This window comes from Pseudomonas viridiflava, assembly GCF_003702045.1.
Lineage (GTDB): Bacteria > Pseudomonadota > Gammaproteobacteria > Pseudomonadales > Pseudomonadaceae > Aquipseudomonas > Aquipseudomonas viridiflava_C.
This window is the reverse complement of sequence record NZ_RBTP01000056.1, coordinates 51931-71642: the sequence shown is the minus strand read 5'-3', so window position 1 is coordinate 71642 and position 19712 is coordinate 51931. Positions and strand designations below refer to the sequence as shown.

Sequence of the window (19712 nt, the reverse complement as noted above, 5' to 3'; positions counted from 1 at the left end):
CCTTAATAAGTCCGAATCTTAGGTTCAAAAGTCGGAACAGTTTTCGGCGAGAAGTTCACGGCACGTTTGGTTACGCGCTTGTCACCCGGGAAGTACAGGGTGTGGCACAACCAGTTTTCGTCGTCGCGATCTTCAAAGTCTTCACGGGCGTGAGCGCCGCGGGACTCTTTACGATGCTCTGCGGCAATTGCCGTGGCTTCGGCAACTTCCAGCAGGTTTTGCAGTTCAAGCGCTTCGATACGGGCAGTGTTGAACGCCTGACTCTTGTCGTTGATCTTGACGTTGGCAATACGACCACGCAGGTCGGCCAACTGAGCAATACCCTTCTGCATGTATTCGCCGGTACGGAATACGCCGAAGTAGTTCTGCATGCAGCTCTGCAGCTCTTTGCGCAGCGAGGCGACGTCTTCGCCTTCGGTGCGCTCGTTCAGGCCGGCAAGACGCGCCAGAGCGGCGTCGATGTCGGACTGGGAGGCACGGGCATAATCAACGCCCTCACGCAGAGCCTGCTCCAGGTGGATGCCCGCAGCGCGGCCGAATACCACCAGATCGAGCAACGAGTTGCCGCCCAGACGGTTGGCACCGTGAACCGATACGCAAGCCACTTCGCCTACAGCGAACAGACCCGGAATGATCTGATCCGTTCCAGCGGCGTCCTGAGTGATCGCCTGACCGTGAATGTTGGTGGCAACGCCGCCCATCATGTAGTGACAGGTCGGCACGACAGGAATCGGCGCAGAAGCCGGATCAACGTGCGCAAAAGTCTTGGACAGCTCCATGATGCCCGGCAGGCGGCTGTGCAGCACTTCCTCACCCAGGTGATCGAGCTTGAGCATCACGTGATCGCCGTCAGGACCACAACCATTGCCAGCAATGATTTCCTTGACCATCGAACGCGCAACAACGTCACGACCGGCAAGGTCTTTCGCGTTCGGAGCATAACGCTCCATGAAACGCTCGCCGTGCTTGTTGATCAGGTAACCGCCTTCACCACGGCAACCTTCCGTCACCAGTACACCTGCGCCAGCGATGCCGGTCGGGTGGAACTGCCACATCTCGATGTCCTGAACCGGCACACCGGCGCGCAGCGCCATGCCGATACCGTCGCCGGTGTTGATCAGGGCGTTGGTGGTCGACGAATAGATGCGGCCTGCACCACCGGTCGCCAGTACGGTCGCGTTAGCGCGAATGTATGAGGTTTCACCGGTTTCGATGCAGATGGCGATGATGCCGACGAACGCGCCGTCCTGGTTCTTGACCAGATCAACTGCATAATATTCGTTGAGGAATACGGTGCCGGCTTTCAGGTTGGCCTGGTACAGGGTGTGCAGCAATGCGTGACCGGTACGGTCGGCCGCAGCGCAAGTACGAGCAGCCTGACCGCCTTTACCGAAGTCCTTGGACTGGCCACCGAACGGACGCTGGTAGATGCGGCCCTGTTCGGTACGGGAGAACGGCAGGCCCATGTGCTCGAGCTCGAAGACCGCTTCCGGACCTACGGAACACATGTATTCGATAGCGTCCTGGTCACCGATGTAGTCGGAGCCCTTGACGGTATCGTACATGTGCCAGCGCCAGTCATCGTTCGGGTCGGCCGAAGCGATTGCGCAGGTGATGCCACCCTGGGCAGATACGGTGTGCGAGCGAGTCGGGAAAACCTTGGTGACCACGGCAGTCTTGTGACCACCCTGGGCGAGCTGCAGCGCAGCGCGCATGCCTGCACCGCCACCACCAATGATGATGGCGTCGAAAGAAAGCGTGTTTGTATTAGCCATGGATCAGATACCCCAAAGAATCTGCACGCCCCAGACGAAGTAGGCGAACATCAGAACGCCGCATACCGCCTGGAACAGAAAACGTACTGCAGTCGCGGACTTGCCCAGCGCCATTGGCGTCAGGTAGTCGGTCGCGATGGTCCACATGCCGACCCAGGCGTGAGCGCCGAGGGCAACGAGGGCCAGAAGACTGAAGATACGCATCCAGTTGCTTGCAAACAGGTCATGCCATTGGGCGTAACTCAGACCTGGGTGAAAGACCATGTAGCCGATCAGGAAAATGAAGTAAGCCGCGAGCACGACTGCGGAGACACGCTGCGCCATCCAGTCATAGAGGCCCGAACGCGAAAGGTTGGTGACGTTGGTTACCATATCCATACTCCTGCCAGCAGAATCAGTACCACGGAGACCGCGATAACGATTTTGGAGCCCAGCTTGCCGCCTTCCAGCGTCTCGCCCACTCCCGTGTCCATGATCAGGTGACGGATACCGGCCACCAGGTGATACAGCAGGGCAGACAGCAGCCCCCAGATGACAAGCTTGGCCAGCGGGCTGGTCAGACACGCTTTTACTTCACCGAAGCCTTCTTCGGATGCCAGCGACTTGTCCATTGCGTACAGCATGATCGCAATACCGACAAAGAGGATGACACCGGAGATACGGTGAAGGATGGACGTGTAAGCAGTGACTGGGAGCTTGATGGTCCTTAGGTCTAGATTTACAGGTCGTTGGCTATTCACGGCTTTTTTCACACTGAAGAGCCCCTAACATTCAGGGCAAGTTGTTGGGAAGTGCACTGGTCAGGTACCCACCACCCAGGAAGTGACGACCCCCTTCGAACAGGCTCAAAAGCGCCCGGCGGTCGGACGCCGAGTATAGACAGTTAGGTTACTAATGACAACGCACAGACTTACCGCCAATAGCGCATTGCGCTTGTCACATAAAAGGCGTAAACGGCAGGAAACGGGTTCGAAAAGTATGCACACAGGCCTTCTGGAACGCGACTTTAGGCAAATTGACTTTAGAATTTATCTCACTATAGTGATGCGGGCCCTGCGTGGGGGGCCTGTCTGATGATTTGAAGCATAAATAGGAGGCCACATGGCTGACAAAAAAGCGCAGTTGATCATCGAGGGCGCTGCCCCCGTCGAGCTGCCAATTCTGACCGGTACAGTGGGTCCGGACGTGATCGACGTACGCGGTCTCACCGCCACCGGCCGCTTCACATTCGACCCGGGCTTCATGTCGACCGCCTCTTGCGAGTCGAAAATCACCTACATCGATGGTGACAACGGAATCCTGCTTCACCGCGGCTACCCTATCGAACAACTGGCCCAGCATTCCGACTACCTGGAAACCTGCTACCTGCTGCTCAACGGCGAATTGCCCACCGCCGAGCAGAAAGCCCAATTCGTTGCCGTGGTGAAAAACCACACGATGGTCCACGAACAGCTCAAGACCTTTTTCAACGGCTTTCGCCGTGACGCCCACCCGATGGCCGTCATGTGCGGCGTAGTCGGCGCATTGTCGGCGTTCTACCACGACTCGCTGGACATCAATAACCCGCAGCACCGCGAAATTTCCGCCGTACGCCTGGTCGCCAAGATGCCGACCCTGGCCGCGATGGTCTACAAGTACTCGATGGGGCAACCCATGATGTACCCCCGTAACGACCTCAGCTACGCCGAAAACTTCCTGCACATGATGTTCAACACGCCGTGCGAGATCAAACCGATCAGCCCGGTGCTGGCCAAGGCGATGGACAAGATCTTCATCCTGCACGCCGACCACGAACAGAACGCCTCGACGTCCACAGTGCGTATGGCGGGCTCTTCGGGCGCCAACCCGTTCGCCTGTATCGCGGCGGGCATCGCAGCCCTCTGGGGCCCTGCTCACGGCGGCGCCAACGAAGCTGTCCTCACCATGCTCGACGAGATTGGCGATGTGTCCAACATCGACACGTTCATCGCCAAGGCGAAGGACAAGAACGATCCGTTCAAGCTCATGGGCTTCGGTCACCGCGTCTACAAGAACCGCGACCCGCGCGCTACCGTGATGAAACAGACCTGCGACGAAGTACTCAAGGAACTGGGCATCACCAACGATCCGCAGCTTGAACTGGCGATGCGCCTCGAAGAGATCGCCCTGACCGATCCGTACTTCATCGAGCGCTCCCTCTACCCGAACGTCGACTTCTACTCGGGCATCATCCTGAAAGCCATCGGTATCCCAACCAGCATGTTCACCGTCATTTTCGCCCTGGCGCGGACCGTCGGCTGGATCTCGCACTGGAAAGAAATGCTCTCCAGCCCTTACAAGATCGGCCGTCCACGTCAGCTGTACACCGGCAACGTGCAGCGCGACATCGTCGAGCTGAAAGACCGCAAGTAAGCAAAACCCGCACATTAAAAAGGGCTGCCACTGGCAGCCCTTTTTATATCTGTTTACACAACCACTTACTGCGCAGCCGCCCTCTCCTTCAACGCCTTCAACGTATTGAAGGGCGCGTCCACGACGAACTTGTTGGCCAGCATGGACGGTACGCTGCCGCCCGGCTCGGTGTGCACCTGATACGTCACCTCAGTCTGATTCGCCCCCTTGGGAACAAGCTTCCAGAAACCCTTGACCTCCGCCACACGCACATACCCTTTTTCTTCCGGTATGTAGGTGGGCAGCTCTTCAAGATTACGGGTCACGCTTCCATCAGCGCCCTCCTGAGTGGTGATCAACAGCACCGAGTCACGCGGGGTCACCGGCCACGGGGTATTGAACCGTGTATAGGTCCAGGCCTTGTCGCCCTCATGCTTGAGGACCTTCTGTAGCTGACACTCATGGATCCACGCACAGGCCCCCGCAACATCTTCCTGGAGCGCACGCAACTTGCTCACACTCGTGTTGATCACGGTGACACCACGATAAGCCTTGTACTTGGAGCCCGGCACATCGCTGAGCGAGACCTTGATTCCATCCTCATCTTTGGCAACTTGCCAGTCTTCAGCCTGAGCAACGCCCGCGAGCATTACAGTCAAGCCACACGCTACAGCCATGCGATACAGCGGACCCATTGTCTTATTCCTTGTTGTTGAGATTCCGGTAAAACAATCGTGTTAAGCGGTAAATGTCAGACGACTGCGGTCATTTTTTCCCACCAACCGATCAGACGGATCGCATCGGCCTGATCAACGCCGCACACGTCTTCGGCCGCCTTGAACTGGCTACAGACAGCCGGGCGCTCAGGCTGCCCGAACAGTCCACAGAGAAACGCCGCAGAAAGATGCAGACAGCGCTCCCCTGCCGGCTTGCCGTTGGGCATACCCGGTAGCGCAGATGTAATGGAAGGCGCGATGCAGCAGGCACCGCAACCAGAGCGGCAATCCATGAACCAGGCCCTTGCTGAATAGTTGAAAAGAAACGAGATAGTACCCATCAATGCGCCCATCTGGAAACGGCGTTCCGGACGATCAGCAGGGCGTTACTGATTGAATTTGAAGTCCAGTGCCGCCCCTTCGACATCGCGGCGGTTGTCGTTACGCATCTGCAGCTGCATTTCATTGGACAGCAAACGGCCGTTCAACTCGAATCCATTCGGATCTGCAGCAGAGTCCTTGCCACCAAACATCTGCGGCAATATGGGCTTGCGCTTCGCTGTGATGACATTGGCCGGGGGCTCGAGCTTCTTGACCAGATCGGGCGGCAGGGTCAAATCCAGCTTAGGCCGGGCAAGATGGACATCCTTGGCCTTGACCTCCTTGCCAGCCTTACTCGCAACCTCACGTTTGGCCGAAGCCTGCTTCGCCGGGACAGACTTTGCGACCGATTTGGCGGTAGCGGGTGCGTCATGAATCGGCCGCGGCGCGACAGGCGGAGTAGCGTCCTTCCCAGCCACCACCGGCTTCACCGGAATATTGGGCATCAGCTCATGCGTCGCTGCAGGCGCTTTGTCCGCTGCAGAATCGGTCACTGCCGACTCACGCGGGACGCTCACCGTTGACGGCACCTCGGGGACTGCCGAGGACGACACCGAGGCACTGCTTTCAGTCTTTGGCTTGGGCACTGGCGTCTCCTGAGCATCGCACGCACTCAGCAAGATAACGACCGACAGACCTAAACAGCGAAACATATTCATAGGCAATAAATCAGACAAGGCAGTGGCAAAGCCGAAAGAGCTACATGCTGTGCCTTTGAGGCATACATGACAAGCCAAGAGTTCCGAACAATTGACGAAAATCAGCTGGTATTCAGTAGACTGGCGACACTTCCTGACACAACTGTCTGGCCAACATGCCCAATGTCATCAACGCCCGCTCTGCTTCCCTGTTCCAAGGCATTCCACAGTTGAGGCGAATACAGTGATTGAATTGCTCGGTGTTACTGAAAATAAGCCCCGGCGCAATACTGATGCCCTGCTCCAGCGCCCTGACATGCAACTCCTGAGTATTCACCCGTCCAGGCAGACTTACCCAGAGAATGAAGCCACCTGCCGGCCTGCTCATTTGTGTGCCTTCAGGAAACGACTGCTGAACCGCAAGTTGATAAGCGCTCAGGTTCTTACGGTACTCCAGCCTGATGAACCTCAGATGTCGATCGTAGCCGCCGTTCTCCAGGTAAGCGGCAATTGCCATCTGCGTCACGCTGCAGGCGGAATGGGTGCTGAAGGTCTGCAGCCGCTGGATTTCGGCCTGGTATTTGCCAGCGATCATCCAGCCAATGCGCACCCCGGGCGACAGCGTCTTGGAGAAACTGGAGCAATACATCACGCGACCGAGCCGATCAAAGGCCTTGAGCGCCTTGGTGCGCCCCACTTCAAACATCAACTCGCCGTACACGTCATCCTCGACCACCTGAATGTCGAAGTCCGAGGCCAGTCGCAGGAGATTCTTCTGCCGCTCTTCCGGCATGGTGCCGCCCAGCGGGTTGCTGAGCCGCGACGTGAGGACGAGTGCCTTGATCGACCACTGATTGGCTGCCAACTGCAGGGCCTCCAGACTAATCCCTGTGGCAGGATCACTGGGAATCTCGATGACCTTCAAACCCAGCAGATCGGCCAACTGGAGCAGACCGTAATAGGCAGGCGATTCAGCGGCGATCAGGTCCCCGGGGCGGGTCAGGACACGCAACGCCATTTGCAAGGCATCCACACAACCGTGGGTAATGACCACCTCGGACGGGTCGACCACCACCCCCGCATCACGCATACGAATGGCCACCTGTCGGCGCAAAGGCTCAAAGCCGGGACTGAACATGTAACTGAACGCGCGTGGGCTGTGAAAGCGAGTGACCTTGGCCAGTTGCTGATGCAACGCGCGGACGGGCAGATAATCGACGTGTGGCACCGCGGCACCCAATGCGAAGACACCTTCACGGCGCGACTCTTCAAGCACCTGTTGGATGATGCTGCTGCGCGTGACCAGACCCGGACGCTCGACACGGGCGATGTCCGGCGTCGAAGCGGTCAACGCTGGCGTCTGATGCACGTAATAGCCGGATTGCGGCCTGGCCCGGATCAGCCCCTGATCTTCAAGGTTTGCGTACGCCTGCAAAACCGTGGCATGACTGACGTTGAGCTGCGAACTCATCTTGCGTACCGACGGAACGCGCTCGCCCGGCTGATAAACACCCCGACGAATGTCTTCAGCCAATTGCTGAGCAATGCGTTGGTAAAGCAGAAGATTCGTCATGGACACAGCCTCATGAAGACCGGCCATTTATTTTTGTAAAACAGATGAGTGGCAGCCGGGCACTGTCATGAAGTGTACTGGAACAGTTTCAGATGCGGCCAGCAATTGTGTCGAGTGGTGCGGATAAAAGAAGAAACTCGGGCGCAATAAACATGCAGCAGGTTAACGGCGTGAGAGCGTTGCGCTGAGCTGGGTATCTCGAACTAAGGGAGTTCTAGCAGATCAGGACGACCGCAACGGGCGGCGCAGCAGCCCGTTATTGCTTCTGATGCGCCGACAGGTGCAGTTTTGTTGCCGGTTTCCGGCAGATCGATCACTGGCAAGCGCGCGCCTACGCAACAGGCATAGGGCGCCTCGCTGGCGAGTGGCCCGCGCCCTCTCGCTTAAGTCATCTAGCGCGCCGCGCCGAGCTGACCCTTCTCATCGGAAAAGACGATTTCCACGCGACGATTCTGCGCACGACCGCGTTCGGTGGCGTTCACACTGACCGGAAACTCCTGGCCATAGCCCTCAACCTTGATCCGCTTTTCATCGATGCCCAGATCCATCAACACATCCGCGACAGCCTGCGCCCGGTCACGAGACAACTTGAGGTTTTCCTGACGATCACCAGTGCTGTCGGTATAGCCCTCGATCCTGACGATCCGGCGCGGGTTGATCTGCAAAAACTGCACGACCTTAAGCACGGTACGGCTGGCAGAGTTTTTGAGTTCGGCATGCCCGGCATCGAACAAGACATCACCCAGCGTCATGACCAGACCCCGTTCAGTCTGAGTCGTGGCGAGGCTCAAAATCTGATCCTCCAGCCATCGACCCTGCTGCTGAGCGCTGGCCAGCTTGGCTTCGCGCAGACCCAATTGCAGGCGTTGACGTTCCATCTCCATCTTCGCGAGACGTTCCTGGCTCAGCATCAGGTTGCTGTGTTCGCGAGCGATCTCGCTGTAACGGCTACTCAAGTAGGCGTAATGAGCGACGTCATTGCCACTGCCCAGGTAACTGGACAGGCGCTCGGCGCGGGCCAGCGACTCACCTGCACGAATCACGTCTTTGGGCGCACTGCGCAGCACATCAGTGTCTTCCTTGACCTTCTGGAAGTCCGCGCTGGCCTGTTGCAGGGCCTGCTCGCTGCTTTGATGGCCTGCGCAACCATAAAGACCAGCCGAGCCCAATAACAGGCACACACTCAGCGCACGAGGGATACGGTTCATTGAGCGTCTCCCAACTGCTTGCGCAAACGATTCAAACGAGTATTCAACTGCGTGATCTGCTCCTGACTCTTCTGCGTCAGGACACGGGCTTCGGCCAGACGCGCATCCAGCTCAGCCTGCTCGGCCTTCATGCGCGCGTCTTTGTAGGATTTGTCAGCCATGTCGGAACGGGCATCGGCGAACTTGGCTTCGGCCGTTTCCAGCTCGGGCTGTTCGTCAGCACCGACAGCCTTGGCCTGCTCAAGCGCCTGCTCGGTCAATTTAAATTGTTCGGTCGGGACCGGATCACTGGCGCAACCGACCAGCGTGGCGATAGCCAGGACGGCGATTGAAAAACGAATACTCACAAAAACATCCCTACTTGGTTGAGGCGCTGGCACTGGCAGGCTGCAACAGCTGGGTTTTCCACAGATCCAAATTGTGTCGGATCACGTCGCCTGCGAGGCCGGAGGCGGCCGATTCTGCCATCTTTTTCGCCAGCTGTCCGCGTAACCAAGGATCGTTGCAGGCTGAGTTGAATGATAAGGCCAGATAAAGACCGGGGCGGTCGAGGGGCGCGGACAACGCCACCAGGTCTTGGGCCAGCCCCAGCGTCTGGACCATGACCATGCCCGCGTAACGCCCGGCCAGCACGTAATCCACCTCACCCAGCGCCAGTTTCTGGAACGCAGGCGTCAGGCCGGAAACGCGCTCCAGCGTCAATTGCTGCCGGGTGGCTTCGTCGAACGCAGGCGTTAGTCGGGTTTTCTCAGAGATCGCACCGGGATGACCTTGCAGCTCACTCAACATTGTCAACGGCACGTCACGGTCATGACGCGTCCAGATCACGATGTCGTTCTGCACGATGGCCGGATGCACGTAATCCAGCGCATCCAGCTGCGCAGCGCTCATGGGCGCATCGGCCAGCAGGTCCATGCGCCCCGTTCGCACTTCTTCCAGGGCCTGACTGCGCTTGCCTGCGTAAAGAAACTCGACCTTGATCCCCAACTCCCCAGCCACCTGCTTCAACAGGTCGGCGTTGGCACCCATCAGGTGCTTGGGATCCTGAGGATCACGCCATAGATAAGGCGGAGCATCTGGACTGCCGGTCACGATCAGCCGTTCACACTTGCCAGCCGCCAAGCCGAGCGCCGGGGTTAGAAATGCCCCCATAACCAGTAAGCGCAGCAGTTTGGGACGGCGCACGGAATCGCGTTGCATGGACAGCCCTTTTCACGAGTCGATAAAAAACCCGTTCATCCCGACCCCATACACCGCAGGCAAGCCTGACGGTCGCTGGAGCCCGAATCGAACGGGTTCTCTTTATAGTGCAAGCGTTCGGGTCAGACCAGCTTTTCCAGCTCTGGAATCGCTTCGAACAGGTCCGCTACCAGACCGTAATCAGCCACCTGGAAGATGGGGGCTTCTTCGTCCTTGTTGATCGCAACGATCACTTTGGAGTCCTTCATGCCTGCCAGATGCTGTATCGCACCGGAAATACCGACCGCAATGTACAGCTGCGGCGCGACGATCTTGCCGGTCTGCCCCACCTGCATGTCGTTAGGCACGAAGCCGGCATCGACGGCCGCGCGCGAGGCACCGACCGCAGCGCCCAATTTGTCCGCCAACGCGTACAGGTGCTTGAAGTTATCACCGTTCTGCATGCCGCGGCCGCCGGAAACGACGATCTTGGCAGCCGTCAGCTCAGGACGGTCGGACTTGGCCAGTTCTTCGCCAACGAAACTCGACTTGCCTGCGTCGTGGGCAGCGGAAACAGCCTCGATCGACGCCGAACCGCCTTCAGCGGCCACCGGATCGAAACCGGTGGCACGCACGGTAATGACCTTGACCGCCGCCGTGGACTGCACGGTGGCAATGGCGTTACCGGCGTAGATCGGACGGGTGAAGGTGTCGGCCGACTCGACCGAGATTATCTCCGAGATCTGATCCACGTCCAATTGCGCAGCAACACGCGGCAGGATGTTCTTGCCATTGGACGTGGCAGCAGCCAGCACGTGGCTGTGACCGGCGGCCAGCTCGACCACCAGCGGTGCGACGTTTTCCGGCAGTTGGTGCGCATACGCGGCATTGTCGGCGACCAGCACTTTGGCCACACCGGCGATTTTCGCAGCGACTTCGGCAAGGGTGCCAATGCCGGAACCGGCGACCAGCAGGTGGATGTCACCACCGATCTTCTGGGCTGCAGCGAGGGTATTGAGCGTAGCCGGGGCTACGGTTGCATTGTCATGCTCAGCGATTACCAGGATCGTCATTTAGATTACCTTCGCTTCGGTTTTCAGTTTCTCGACCAGTTCAGCCACCGACTTGACCTTGATGCCCGCGCTGCGTGCAGCAGGCGCCTGGACCTTGAGGGTCTTGTTGGTCGAGGCCGTGGAAACGCCAAGCGCATCCGGTGTCAGCACTTCAAGCGGCTTCTTCTTGGCTTTCATGATGTTGGGCAGCGAGGCGTAACGTGGCTCGTTCAGACGCAGGTCTGTGGTCACGATGGCCGGCAGGCTGAGGGAAACGGTTTGCAGGCCGCCATCGATCTCGCGGGTCACGGCAACCTTGTCGCCTTCCACATCAACCTTGGACGCGAACGTGCCTTGCGGGTAACCGCTCAACGCCGCCAGCATCTGGCCGGTCTGGTTGTTGTCGCTGTCGATGGCCTGTTTGCCAAGGATCACCAGTTGTGGTTGCTCCTTGTCGACAACAGCCTTGAGCAGCTTGGCGACGGCCAGGGACGTCAGCTCTTCGACGGATTCGACCAGCACGGCGCGATCGGCACCCAGCGCCAAAGCGGTACGCAGTTGCTCTTGAGCCGTGGTCGGGCCGATGGTCACCACGACGATTTCAGTCGCTACGCCCTTCTCTTTAAGGCGTACGGCCTCTTCCACGGCAATTTCGCAGAAAGGGTTCATGGACATTTTGACGTTGGCCAGATCGACGCCGGAGTTGTCCGCCTTGACGCGAACCTTGACGTTGTAGTCGACCACTCGTTTGACAGCTACAAGAACCTTCATGGATTCCTCACTCTCGGGTGAAAAGATGTCGCCCGGCAGTGCCGGACGATCGATATGTGTCCTCAACAAGCAATCGTATTCGTGCAGGCGAACATAACGCCTTCGCCAAAGGCCCGATTAATACCGGGCGTCACCCGTCATGCACCGGCAGGGTGTGTAAAATGCGCCGGGCGACATTGACCTGACTGCCTGCACCGCATTCGCCTGATGCCTTTTGAGAGATCCGAGCGGACCTCGTTTCGGCCTACGGCAAACGCAAAACCGCCCGTATCTTGACCGTAACACCATTTCCGGTCAATACGCCAAATCGGCCAGTCATGAGTCCTGCGTCTTTGATTTATCTGGCCTGCGGCCGATTCAAACAAACGTTTGTATTGGACCCGCACAGTGGTGTAGATATAATGCACGCCTTAAAAAGATATGCGGTGCCCAAGCGAACCGTATATCGGTCTTTCGAGACCCATAAAAAAATACCGTGAGCCTTGAGAGTAGGAGATAGCCTGTGGAACGCGAATACATGGAATTCGACGTCGTCATCGTCGGAGCCGGCCCGTCCGGGCTTTCAGCCGCTTGCCGCCTCAAGCAGAAAGCTGCCGAAGCCGGGCAGGAAATCAGCGTCTGCGTGGTGGAGAAAGGCTCCGAAGTCGGTGCACACATCCTGTCCGGCGCGGTATTCGAGCCCCGCGCCTTGAACGAACTGTTCCCTGATTGGCAGGCAATGGGCGCTCCGCTCAACACGCCGGTCAAGCGCGACGACATTTATGTCCTGAATGATGCCGAGAAAGCGCGCAAGGTTCCGAACTTCTTCGTGCCCAAGACCATGCACAATGAAGGCAACTACATCATCTCGCTGGGTAATCTGTGCCGCTGGATGGCCCAGCAGGCTGAAAACCTGGGCGTCGAGATTTATCCAGGCTTCGCGGCACAAGAAACCCTGTTCGATGAAAACGGCGTGGTGCGCGGAATCGTCACCGGTGACCTGGGCGTCGATCGCGAGGGCAATCCGAAGGAGGGCCTTTACACACCCGGCATGGAGTTGCGCGCCAAGTACACCCTGTTCGCTGAAGGCTGCCGTGGTCACATCGGCAAACAACTGATCAAGCGTTTCGATCTGGACAACGAAGCCGATGTCCAGCATTACGCCATTGGCCTCAAGGAAATCTGGGAAGTCGACCCGGCAAAACACGAACAGGGCCTGGTCGTTCACACCGCTGGCTGGCCGCTGGACGACGCCAACCCGGGAGGCTCTTTCCTTTATCACCTGGAAAACAATCAGGTGGTGGTGGGTCTGATCGTCGATCTTTCCTATTCCAACCCGTATCTGTCGCCGTTCGACGAGTTCCAGCGCTACAAGCATCACCCGGTCGTCAAGCAGTACCTGGAAGGCGGCAAGCGCATCAGCTACGGTGCCCGCGCCATTGCCAAGGGCGGTCTGAACTCGTTGCCGAAAATGGTCTTCCCGGGCGGCGCCCTGATCGGCTGCGACCTGGGCACCCTGAACTTCGCCAAGATCAAGGGCAGCCACACCGCCATGAAGTCCGGCATGCTGGCGGCCGATTCGATTGCAGAAGCACTTCTGGCAGGCAAGGAAGGCGGCGATACGCTGACGTCCTACGTCGATGCCTTCAGGGCAAGCTGGCTGTATGAAGAACTGTTCGCCAGCCGCAATTTCGGCGTGGCGATTCACAAGTACGGCGCGATCAAGGGCGGTGCGTTCAACTTCATCGACCAGAACATCTTCGGGGGCAAACTGCCGTTTACCCTCCACGACACCAAGCCGGACTACGCCTGCCTCAAGCTGTCGGCCGACTCGACGAAGATCAATTACCCCAAACCCGACGGCAAGCTCAGCTTCGACAAGCTCAGTTCGGTCTTCCTCTCCAGCACCAACCACGAGGAAGAACAGCCTTGCCACTTGAAGCTGACCGATCCGAGCATCCCGATCAGCAAGAACCTGCCCCTGTACGACGAGCCGGCACAGCGCTACTGCCCGGCGGGTGTGTATGAAGTGGTCACCCAGGAAGACGGCGAGAAGCGCTTCCAGATCAACGCCCAGAACTGCGTCCATTGCAAGACCTGCGACATCAAGGATCCATCCCAGAACATCACCTGGGTGGCACCGGAAGGCGCTGGCGGTCCGACTTACCCGAACATGTAAGCGTTTTCTCGCATCAATCATAAAGGCTCCCTCGGGAGCCTTTATGATTTGTAGCAGGGCATCAGGCAGGCACGCCCAAATAGGCACCCTCTTCACCCGGACTGCGCTCGAAGTAGCGTTTGTACTCGCGACTGAACTGCGACGCGCTCTGATAGCCGACTCGCAGCGCCACCTGAGCGACGCCCAGTCCTTCGGCCACCAGCAGTTGCTGAGCCTTCAGCAGCCGCAGCCGCTTGAGGTATTGAACGGGTGACAGCAACGTGCTGCGCTTGAAGTGCTCATGAAAAGTCGAGGTGCTCATGTTGGCACAGCGCGCCAGCGTGTCGACGTTCAGTGCGTCGGCGTAATGCTCATGCAGGTAGGTCACCGCCGATGCGATCCGTGCGAACTGCCCCTGCTGCTCGACCAGCGCGCGCAGCACACCCGACTGCGGGCCGCGCAGCGCGCTGTACAGCACATCACGAATCCGGGCCTGTCCCATCGCCTGACACTCCAGTGGGTCGTGCAGACAGCGCAGCAACCGCTCGACACTGTCACGCATGCCGGCATCGATCAGCACAGAAGTCATGGACTCCGGCGTCTGCAATTGGCAGTCCTGCTCCGCTACCGGGCCCATGACCTGCACCAGCTCACTTAGCAACACCCGGTCTATGGACACCGATACGCCATACAGCGGCTTATCCGGCGTGGCGAACGTCTCGCACTTGAACGGCACCGACAGCGCCTGGATCAGATAATGCCCGGTGCCGTATTCGAACGTGCGCGTGCCAAGGCAGGCCACTTTACTGCCCTGCACCACGATCATCAGACTCGGTTCATACATCTGCGGGCTACTGGCGACGTAACTGAAGGCCGAGAGCACACGCACCTCCGGCAGATGCGTTTCAACAAAGCCCGGACGCAGTGCCAGAGGCTGGATCAACGAAACCAGAACAGCATTGCCATCGACAGGATAGGGAAGCGACATAAGAAGCACCGGCAGAGAATCAGACAGTTGCATGATCGCAGATTTGCGCGCTTGAGCGGCGCCCGGATTCAGTCTCCGGAGGAATAGGCATGAATCACGGAGGAATGACCCTAGCGACGATCACGCTTCACGCGGACAATGGTTGGCCTCTTCTCCGTACTATTTCGCGAGGTCACATTCATGTACACCGCCATTGGTTACGCCGCTCAGTCGGCCACCGCTCCCCTCGCCCCGATGACCTTCGAACGTCGCACTCCGCGTGCCGACGACGTTGCCATCGAGATCCTCTACTGTGGCGTCTGCCACTCCGACATCCACCAGGCGCGCAACGAGTGGGGCATTGCCGTTTACCCGCTGATGCCGGGCCACGAAATTGTCGGCCGCGTCACCGCCACCGGTGCCAATGCGACAAAGTACAAGGTGGGTGATCTGGTCGGCGTCGGCTGCATGGTCGACTCCTGCCGCCAGTGTTCGGCCTGCCAGTCGGATCTTGAGCAGTACTGCCTCGAAGGCCCGACCATGACCTACGCCACGCCAGACCGCGTGGACGGCAGCAACACGATGGGCGGCTACTCCAATAGCATCGTGGTCAGCGAGCACTTCGTCGTGCGCGTTCCCGAGAAGCTCGATCCGGCCGCTGCTGCGCCGATCCTGTGTGCCGGTATCACCACCTACTCGCCGCTCAAGCACTACGGCGTGAAGGCTGGCGACAAGGTTGGCATTCTGGGTATGGGCGGCCTGGGTCACATGGGCATCAAGTTTGCCAAGGCGATGGGCGCTGAAGTCACCCTCTTCACCCGCTCCGCGTCGAAAGCCCAGGAAGCGCGTCGTCAGGGTGCCGATCACGTGATCGTCTCCACCGACGCCGAACAGATGAAAGCGGCCGCCGGGCATTTCGATTTCCTGCTGGACACCATTCCCGTGCAGCACGACCTGAACCCCTACCTGCAAACCCTGCGTTTTGACGGTGTGCACATTCTGGTCGGCCTGATTGAGCCCGTTGAACCGCCGGTCCATGCCGCCAACCTGGTGATGAGCCGTCGCGTGCTGGCCGGTTCCTTGATCGGCGGTATTGCCGAAACCCAGGAAGTGCTGGATTTCTGCGCCGAGAACGACATCACTTGCGACATCGAAATGCTCGACATCCGCAACATCAACGAAGCCTACGAGCGCATGCTGGCCGGTGACGTGAAATACCGTTTCGTGATCGACATGGCGACCCTCAAGGCCTGATTCAGGCGGCCCCGAGCTCGGCCGACAGTCCCGCCGCGATCTCCCTGATCAGCGGGACCAGTTCGGCCATCTTTTCCAGGGGCATGTACGGCACCGTACTGGCGACACTGATGCCGGCCACAATCTGCTGGCTGGCATCACGTACCGGCGCCGCAACGCAACGGATCGAAGGTTCGTTGTCCTCAAGATCGAACGCGTAACCTCCCGCTACATATTCCTGCCTGCGCTGTTGCAACTGCTCCCATGTCTGCTGTTCGTGATTTGGCCACAGCGGATGCCTGCCCGTCGTCGGCACGCTGATTTCGTAAAGACGCAGCCACTCCGCTTCCGGGCTGTCCAGCAGCAACGCCTTGCCGATCCCGGTACGCACCAATGGCATGCGATGCCCGACCCGGGAACGCATTTCCGGGCCATTGCGACCAGGGTTCTTGTGCAGATAAAGCACGTCGTCGCCTTCGCGCACCGCCAGATGCACGGTATCGCCAGTCAGCTCAGACAACCGGTCCAGATAAGGCCGCGCCAGAATCGCCAGTGGCACCTCTTCGCGCGCCTGAAAGCCCAGCTCGATCAGCTTTGGCCCCAGCAGATAACCCACCTGCGGAACCACCCGCAGATAGCGTTCTTCCACCAGGCAACTGGCCAGACGATGGGTGGTGCTGCGCGTGGTGCCGATCAGGCGGGCGATTTCTTTCAGATCCCGGGCACCGCTGGCCACGGCCTGCACCACGCCCAAGCCGCGCAACAGGGTCTGGGTTCCGGCAGGTGCCGGCTCTTTGCCTGTGGAGTGTTCAGCGGGAAGCGGTTCGTTGTGCATGACAAGCCTTAATCAGATCGGGACGCTGGCGGCATTATCGTCGCCAGCGTCAGGACACGTCGACATCAGAGTTCGATGCGTTCCACCTTGCCCACCAGCAGGATGTAAGACAGCGCACCCAGCAACGCCAGCACCGAGATGTAGGTGATGGCCGGCGCAAACGAATCGCCGGAGGCCAGGAAGCCGATCACGATCGGCGTGGCAATGGCCGCCAGATTGCCGATGAAGTTGAACGTGCCGCCTGTCAGGCCCAGCAGCCGCGCAGGTGCCAGCGTGGACACCAGTGACCAGGTAATCGACGCCAGGCCGTTGCCAAAGAACGCCAATGCCAGAAACGCAATGACCAGTGGGGTGGATTCGACGAAGTTGGCACCGATGATCGACGTGGAGATCAGCAGACCGGCAATGATCGGCAGCTTGCGGGCAAAGCCCACGGTATGGCCGCGACGGATCAGCCAGTCGGAGAAGAAGCCCGAGCACAGTACGCCGACAAACGCAGCCAGAAACGGCAACGACGCCAGCAGCCCGGACTTGATGAAGTCCATGCCACGGTATTTCACCAGATAGGTCGGGAACCAGGTCAGGAAGAACCAGAGTGTGGAGTTCAGGCAGAACTGGCCGAGGTAAATACCCCAGAGCTTGCGCTTGCTCAGGACGATGCCCAGGTCCAGCCAGCTGAAACCCTGCTTCTGTTTTTCGACGTCCTTTTGAATGTCCACCAGCCCGCCGCCTTCGCGGATCAGGTCGATTTCCTGTTGATTGACGCCCTTGAAGTCTCGCGGCTCGCGGTACACCGCGTACCAGATCACCGCCCACAGCACGCCGACACCACCGGTCGCGACAAACACCATGTGCCAGCCGTAATGCGCCTGCAGCCAGGCTAAGACTGGCGTCAGGAACGCCAGGCCAACGAACTGCCCGGAGGTGTAGAAGCCGATGGCCGTGGCACGCTCGCGCTCAGGGAACCAGGTCGTCACCACACGGCTGTTGATCGGGTAAGCCGGCGCTTCAAGCGCGCCGACCGCCATGCGTAACACGAACAGCGCAATGAAGCTGGCGGCAAAGCCGAGCATGATGGTGGCAATCGACCACAGCATCAGCGCCACGGTGTAGAGAATGCGCGGTGGCACGCGATCCACCAGCCAGCCACCAGGCAGTTGCATGGCGGCGTAGGTCCAGCCGAAAGCGGAAAAGATCAGACCGACATGCACCGGATCGATGCCCAGCTCGGACGTCAGCGCCGGTGCGGCAATCGACAGGTTGCTGCGGTCCAGGTAATTGATGACCACGGTGATGAACAGCAGCACCATGATAAAAAAGCGTTTGCGGGACGGCGTCACCAGTGATGCCGCGCCCTCCATCGTACGAGTGCGCATGAAACTGTTTCCTCTTTTTGGATTTATTGAGGACTGTGTTGTTGGCAAATCGTGTAGATCGCTCCTCACGCTCTGCGATCATCGTTATGCATAAGTCGCGATGAGCGTTTGGAGCGGGCACGATTTCGTGCCGTGGGAACGGACCGGTCGGCGCTCCGCTTGTCCGCGAAAAGTGAGTACATCCGACGAAGATGCAGCGCCTGAACCGCAGTATTCGCGGACAAGTCCGCACCCACCACGTGTGATGCGCGACAGCGCTCCCACAGGTTATGCATCTGATCGGATACGCTCGTTTTGCCTGTTTTTTTACGCCGCTTCCGTCATGCAGAGCCTGCTCCGGATCAGATCACCACTCCGCAAAGCTGCCATCGGCATGACGCCAGATCGGGTTGCGCCAGCGGTGGCCGATGGCGGCGCGCTCTTTGACGTACTCCTCGTTGATCTCGATGCCCAGGCCCGGTCCGTTGGGGATCTTGACCATGCCCTTGTCATAGTCGAAGACCTCCGGGTGCTTGACGTAATCCAGCAGGTCGTTGCTTTCGTTGTAATGGATACCCAGGCTCTGCTCCTGAATGAAGGCGTTGTAGCAGACCGCATCCAGTTGCAGGCAGGCCGCCAGTGCAATCGGCCCCAGCGGACAATGCAGCGCCAGCGCGACGTCGTAGGCTTCGGCCATGTTGGCAATCTTGCGCGTCTCGGTGATGCCGCCCGCGTGTGATGCATCCGGCTGGATGATGTCGACATAGCCTTCGCTCAACACACGCTTGAAATCCCAGCGCGAAAACAACCGTTCACCCAAGGCAATCGGCGTGCTGGTCAGCGGTGCCAGCTCCTTGAGCGCTTCGTAGTTCTCGCTGAGCACCGGCTCTTCGATAAACATCAGCTTGTACGGGTCCAGCTCCTTCATCAGCACCTTGGCCATCGGCTTGTGCACACGACCATGAAAATCGACGCCGATGCCAACATTGGGACCCACTGCATCACGTACGGCCGCCACGTTGGCCAGGGCCAGATCGACCTTGTCGAAGGTGTCCAGGAACTGCAGTTCTTCGGTGCCGTTCATCTTCACCGCAGTGAAGCCGCGCTCGACCGCTTCCCGTGCCGCCCGCGCCGTGTCGGCAGGACGGTCGCCGCCGATCCAGGAATAGACGCGAATCTTGTCACGCACCTGACCGCCCAGCAGGTCGCTGACCGAAACACCCAGCGCCTTGCCCTTGATGTCCCACAACGCCTGATCGATCCCGGCCAGCGCGCTCATGTGGATCGCGCCGCCCCGGTAGAAGCCGCCGCGGTACAGCACCGTCCAGATGTCTTCGATGTTGCGCGGGTCCTTGCCGATCAGGTAATCGGACAGCTCTTCCACAGCAGCGGCCACGGTGTGCGCACGACCTTCGACGACTGGCTCACCCCAGCCTACAACGCCCTCGTCGGTTTCGACTTTCAGGAAGCACCAGCGCGGTGGAACGATGAAGGTGGTCAGTTTGGTGATTTTCATGGGAGC

Annotated in this window: 19 protein-coding genes; 3 read left to right on the top strand and 16 right to left on the bottom strand. The window is 59.1% G+C overall.

Annotated features, from left to right (window positions below):
• Window positions 1–2: 2 nt before the first annotated feature.
• Genes sdhA through sdhC form a run of 3 tightly spaced genes read right to left on the bottom strand, consistent with a single transcriptional unit; the run spans window position 3 to window position 2527 of the window.
• Window positions 3–1775, bottom strand: coding sequence for a succinate dehydrogenase flavoprotein subunit (sdhA, locus tag ALP40_RS17300; RefSeq protein WP_004882579.1), 1773 nt, complete (start codon window positions 1773–1775; stop codon window positions 3–5).
• Window positions 1776–1778: 3 nt separating this feature from the next.
• Complete coding sequence (sdhD, locus tag ALP40_RS17295; RefSeq protein WP_122209429.1) at window positions 1779–2147, bottom strand: succinate dehydrogenase, hydrophobic membrane anchor protein; 369 nt, start codon at window positions 2145–2147, stop codon at window positions 1779–1781.
• Window positions 2141–2527, bottom strand: a complete 387-nt coding sequence (sdhC, locus tag ALP40_RS17290) for a succinate dehydrogenase, cytochrome b556 subunit (RefSeq protein ID WP_004882581.1) — start codon at window positions 2525–2527, stop codon at window positions 2141–2143. Before sdhC ends, sdhD begins: the two co-directional genes overlap by 7 nt.
• Before the next feature lie 349 nt (window positions 2528–2876).
• Between sdhC and gltA the strand changes: the two genes are divergently transcribed.
• The gene (gene gltA, locus ALP40_RS17285) at window positions 2877–4166 is read left to right on the top strand and encodes a citrate synthase (RefSeq protein ID WP_004882582.1); all 1290 of its coding nucleotides are present in this window, start codon (window positions 2877–2879) and stop codon (window positions 4164–4166) included.
• Between the two features lie 65 nt (window positions 4167–4231).
• On the opposite strand, the gene ALP40_RS17280 is transcribed toward gltA, so the two are convergent.
• The 9 genes from ALP40_RS17280 to ALP40_RS17240 form a co-directional block, all read right to left on the bottom strand.
• On the bottom strand, window positions 4232–4840 hold the full coding sequence (locus ALP40_RS17280) for an START domain-containing protein (protein WP_122209428.1): 609 nt from the start codon (window positions 4838–4840) through the stop codon (window positions 4232–4234).
• 56 nt (window positions 4841–4896) lie between these two features.
• Window positions 4897–5154, bottom strand: a complete 258-nt coding sequence (locus ALP40_RS17275; RefSeq protein WP_122209514.1) for a YkgJ family cysteine cluster protein — start codon at window positions 5152–5154, stop codon at window positions 4897–4899.
• Between the two features lie 93 nt (window positions 5155–5247).
• On the bottom strand, window positions 5248–5736 hold the full coding sequence (locus tag ALP40_RS17270; RefSeq protein ID WP_409077529.1) for a translation initiation factor 2: 489 nt from the start codon (window positions 5734–5736) through the stop codon (window positions 5248–5250).
• 277 nt (window positions 5737–6013) lie between these two features.
• Window positions 6014–7453: a PLP-dependent aminotransferase family protein gene (locus ALP40_RS17265; protein ID WP_122209426.1), complete on the bottom strand. Its 1440-nt coding sequence runs from the start codon at window positions 7451–7453 to the stop codon at window positions 6014–6016.
• A gap of 392 nt (window positions 7454–7845) precedes the next feature.
• Entirely contained in the window at window positions 7846–8661 is an 816-nt protein-coding gene (locus ALP40_RS17260; protein ID WP_122209425.1) for an OmpA family protein, read from the bottom strand.
• Entirely contained in the window at window positions 8658–9008 is a 351-nt protein-coding gene (locus tag ALP40_RS17255) for a DUF4398 domain-containing protein (protein ID WP_122209424.1), read from the bottom strand. The genes ALP40_RS17260 and ALP40_RS17255 overlap by 4 nt, the downstream gene beginning before the upstream one ends.
• A gap of 10 nt (window positions 9009–9018) precedes the next feature.
• Entirely contained in the window at window positions 9019–9813 is a 795-nt protein-coding gene (locus tag ALP40_RS17250; RefSeq protein ID WP_409077530.1) for a substrate-binding periplasmic protein, read from the bottom strand.
• A gap of 170 nt (window positions 9814–9983) precedes the next feature.
• On the bottom strand, window positions 9984–10913 hold the full coding sequence (locus ALP40_RS17245; protein WP_122209422.1) for an electron transfer flavoprotein subunit alpha/FixB family protein: 930 nt from the start codon (window positions 10911–10913) through the stop codon (window positions 9984–9986).
• Entirely contained in the window at window positions 10914–11663 is a 750-nt protein-coding gene (locus ALP40_RS17240) for an electron transfer flavoprotein subunit beta/FixA family protein (RefSeq protein WP_122209421.1), read from the bottom strand. It lies immediately after the preceding gene.
• 502 nt (window positions 11664–12165) lie between these two features.
• Here ALP40_RS17240 and ALP40_RS17235 point away from each other — a divergent pair.
• Complete coding sequence (locus ALP40_RS17235) at window positions 12166–13821, top strand: electron transfer flavoprotein-ubiquinone oxidoreductase (protein ID WP_122209420.1); 1656 nt, start codon at window positions 12166–12168, stop codon at window positions 13819–13821.
• Window positions 13822–13882: 61 nt separating this feature from the next.
• On the opposite strand, the gene ALP40_RS17230 is transcribed toward ALP40_RS17235, so the two are convergent.
• Entirely contained in the window at window positions 13883–14788 is a 906-nt protein-coding gene (locus ALP40_RS17230; RefSeq protein WP_122209513.1) for an AraC family transcriptional regulator, read from the bottom strand.
• A gap of 180 nt (window positions 14789–14968) precedes the next feature.
• Here ALP40_RS17230 and ALP40_RS17225 point away from each other — a divergent pair, with 180 nt between their 5' ends.
• Window positions 14969–16021 carry an NAD(P)-dependent alcohol dehydrogenase gene (locus ALP40_RS17225; protein ID WP_099227238.1) on the top strand — a complete coding sequence of 351 codons (1053 nt, stop codon included), beginning with the start codon at window positions 14969–14971 and terminating at the stop codon, window positions 16019–16021.
• Between the two features lies 1 nt (window position 16022).
• Here ALP40_RS17225 and ALP40_RS17220 read toward each other — a convergent pair whose 3' ends face one another.
• From ALP40_RS17220 to dgoD, 3 genes are all read right to left on the bottom strand, one after another.
• Window positions 16023–16835 (bottom strand): IclR family transcriptional regulator, encoded by an 813-nt coding sequence (locus tag ALP40_RS17220; RefSeq protein WP_122209419.1) that lies wholly within the window; start codon window positions 16833–16835, stop codon window positions 16023–16025.
• A 65-nt stretch (window positions 16836–16900) separates the two neighbouring features.
• On the bottom strand, window positions 16901–18211 hold the full coding sequence (locus tag ALP40_RS17215; protein ID WP_099227205.1) for an MFS transporter: 1311 nt from the start codon (window positions 18209–18211) through the stop codon (window positions 16901–16903).
• A gap of 346 nt (window positions 18212–18557) precedes the next feature.
• A complete protein-coding gene (gene dgoD, locus ALP40_RS17210; RefSeq protein ID WP_004882597.1) occupies window positions 18558–19706 on the bottom strand; it encodes a galactonate dehydratase in 1149 nt (382 codons plus the stop codon).
• Window positions 19707–19712: the final 6 nt, after the last annotated feature.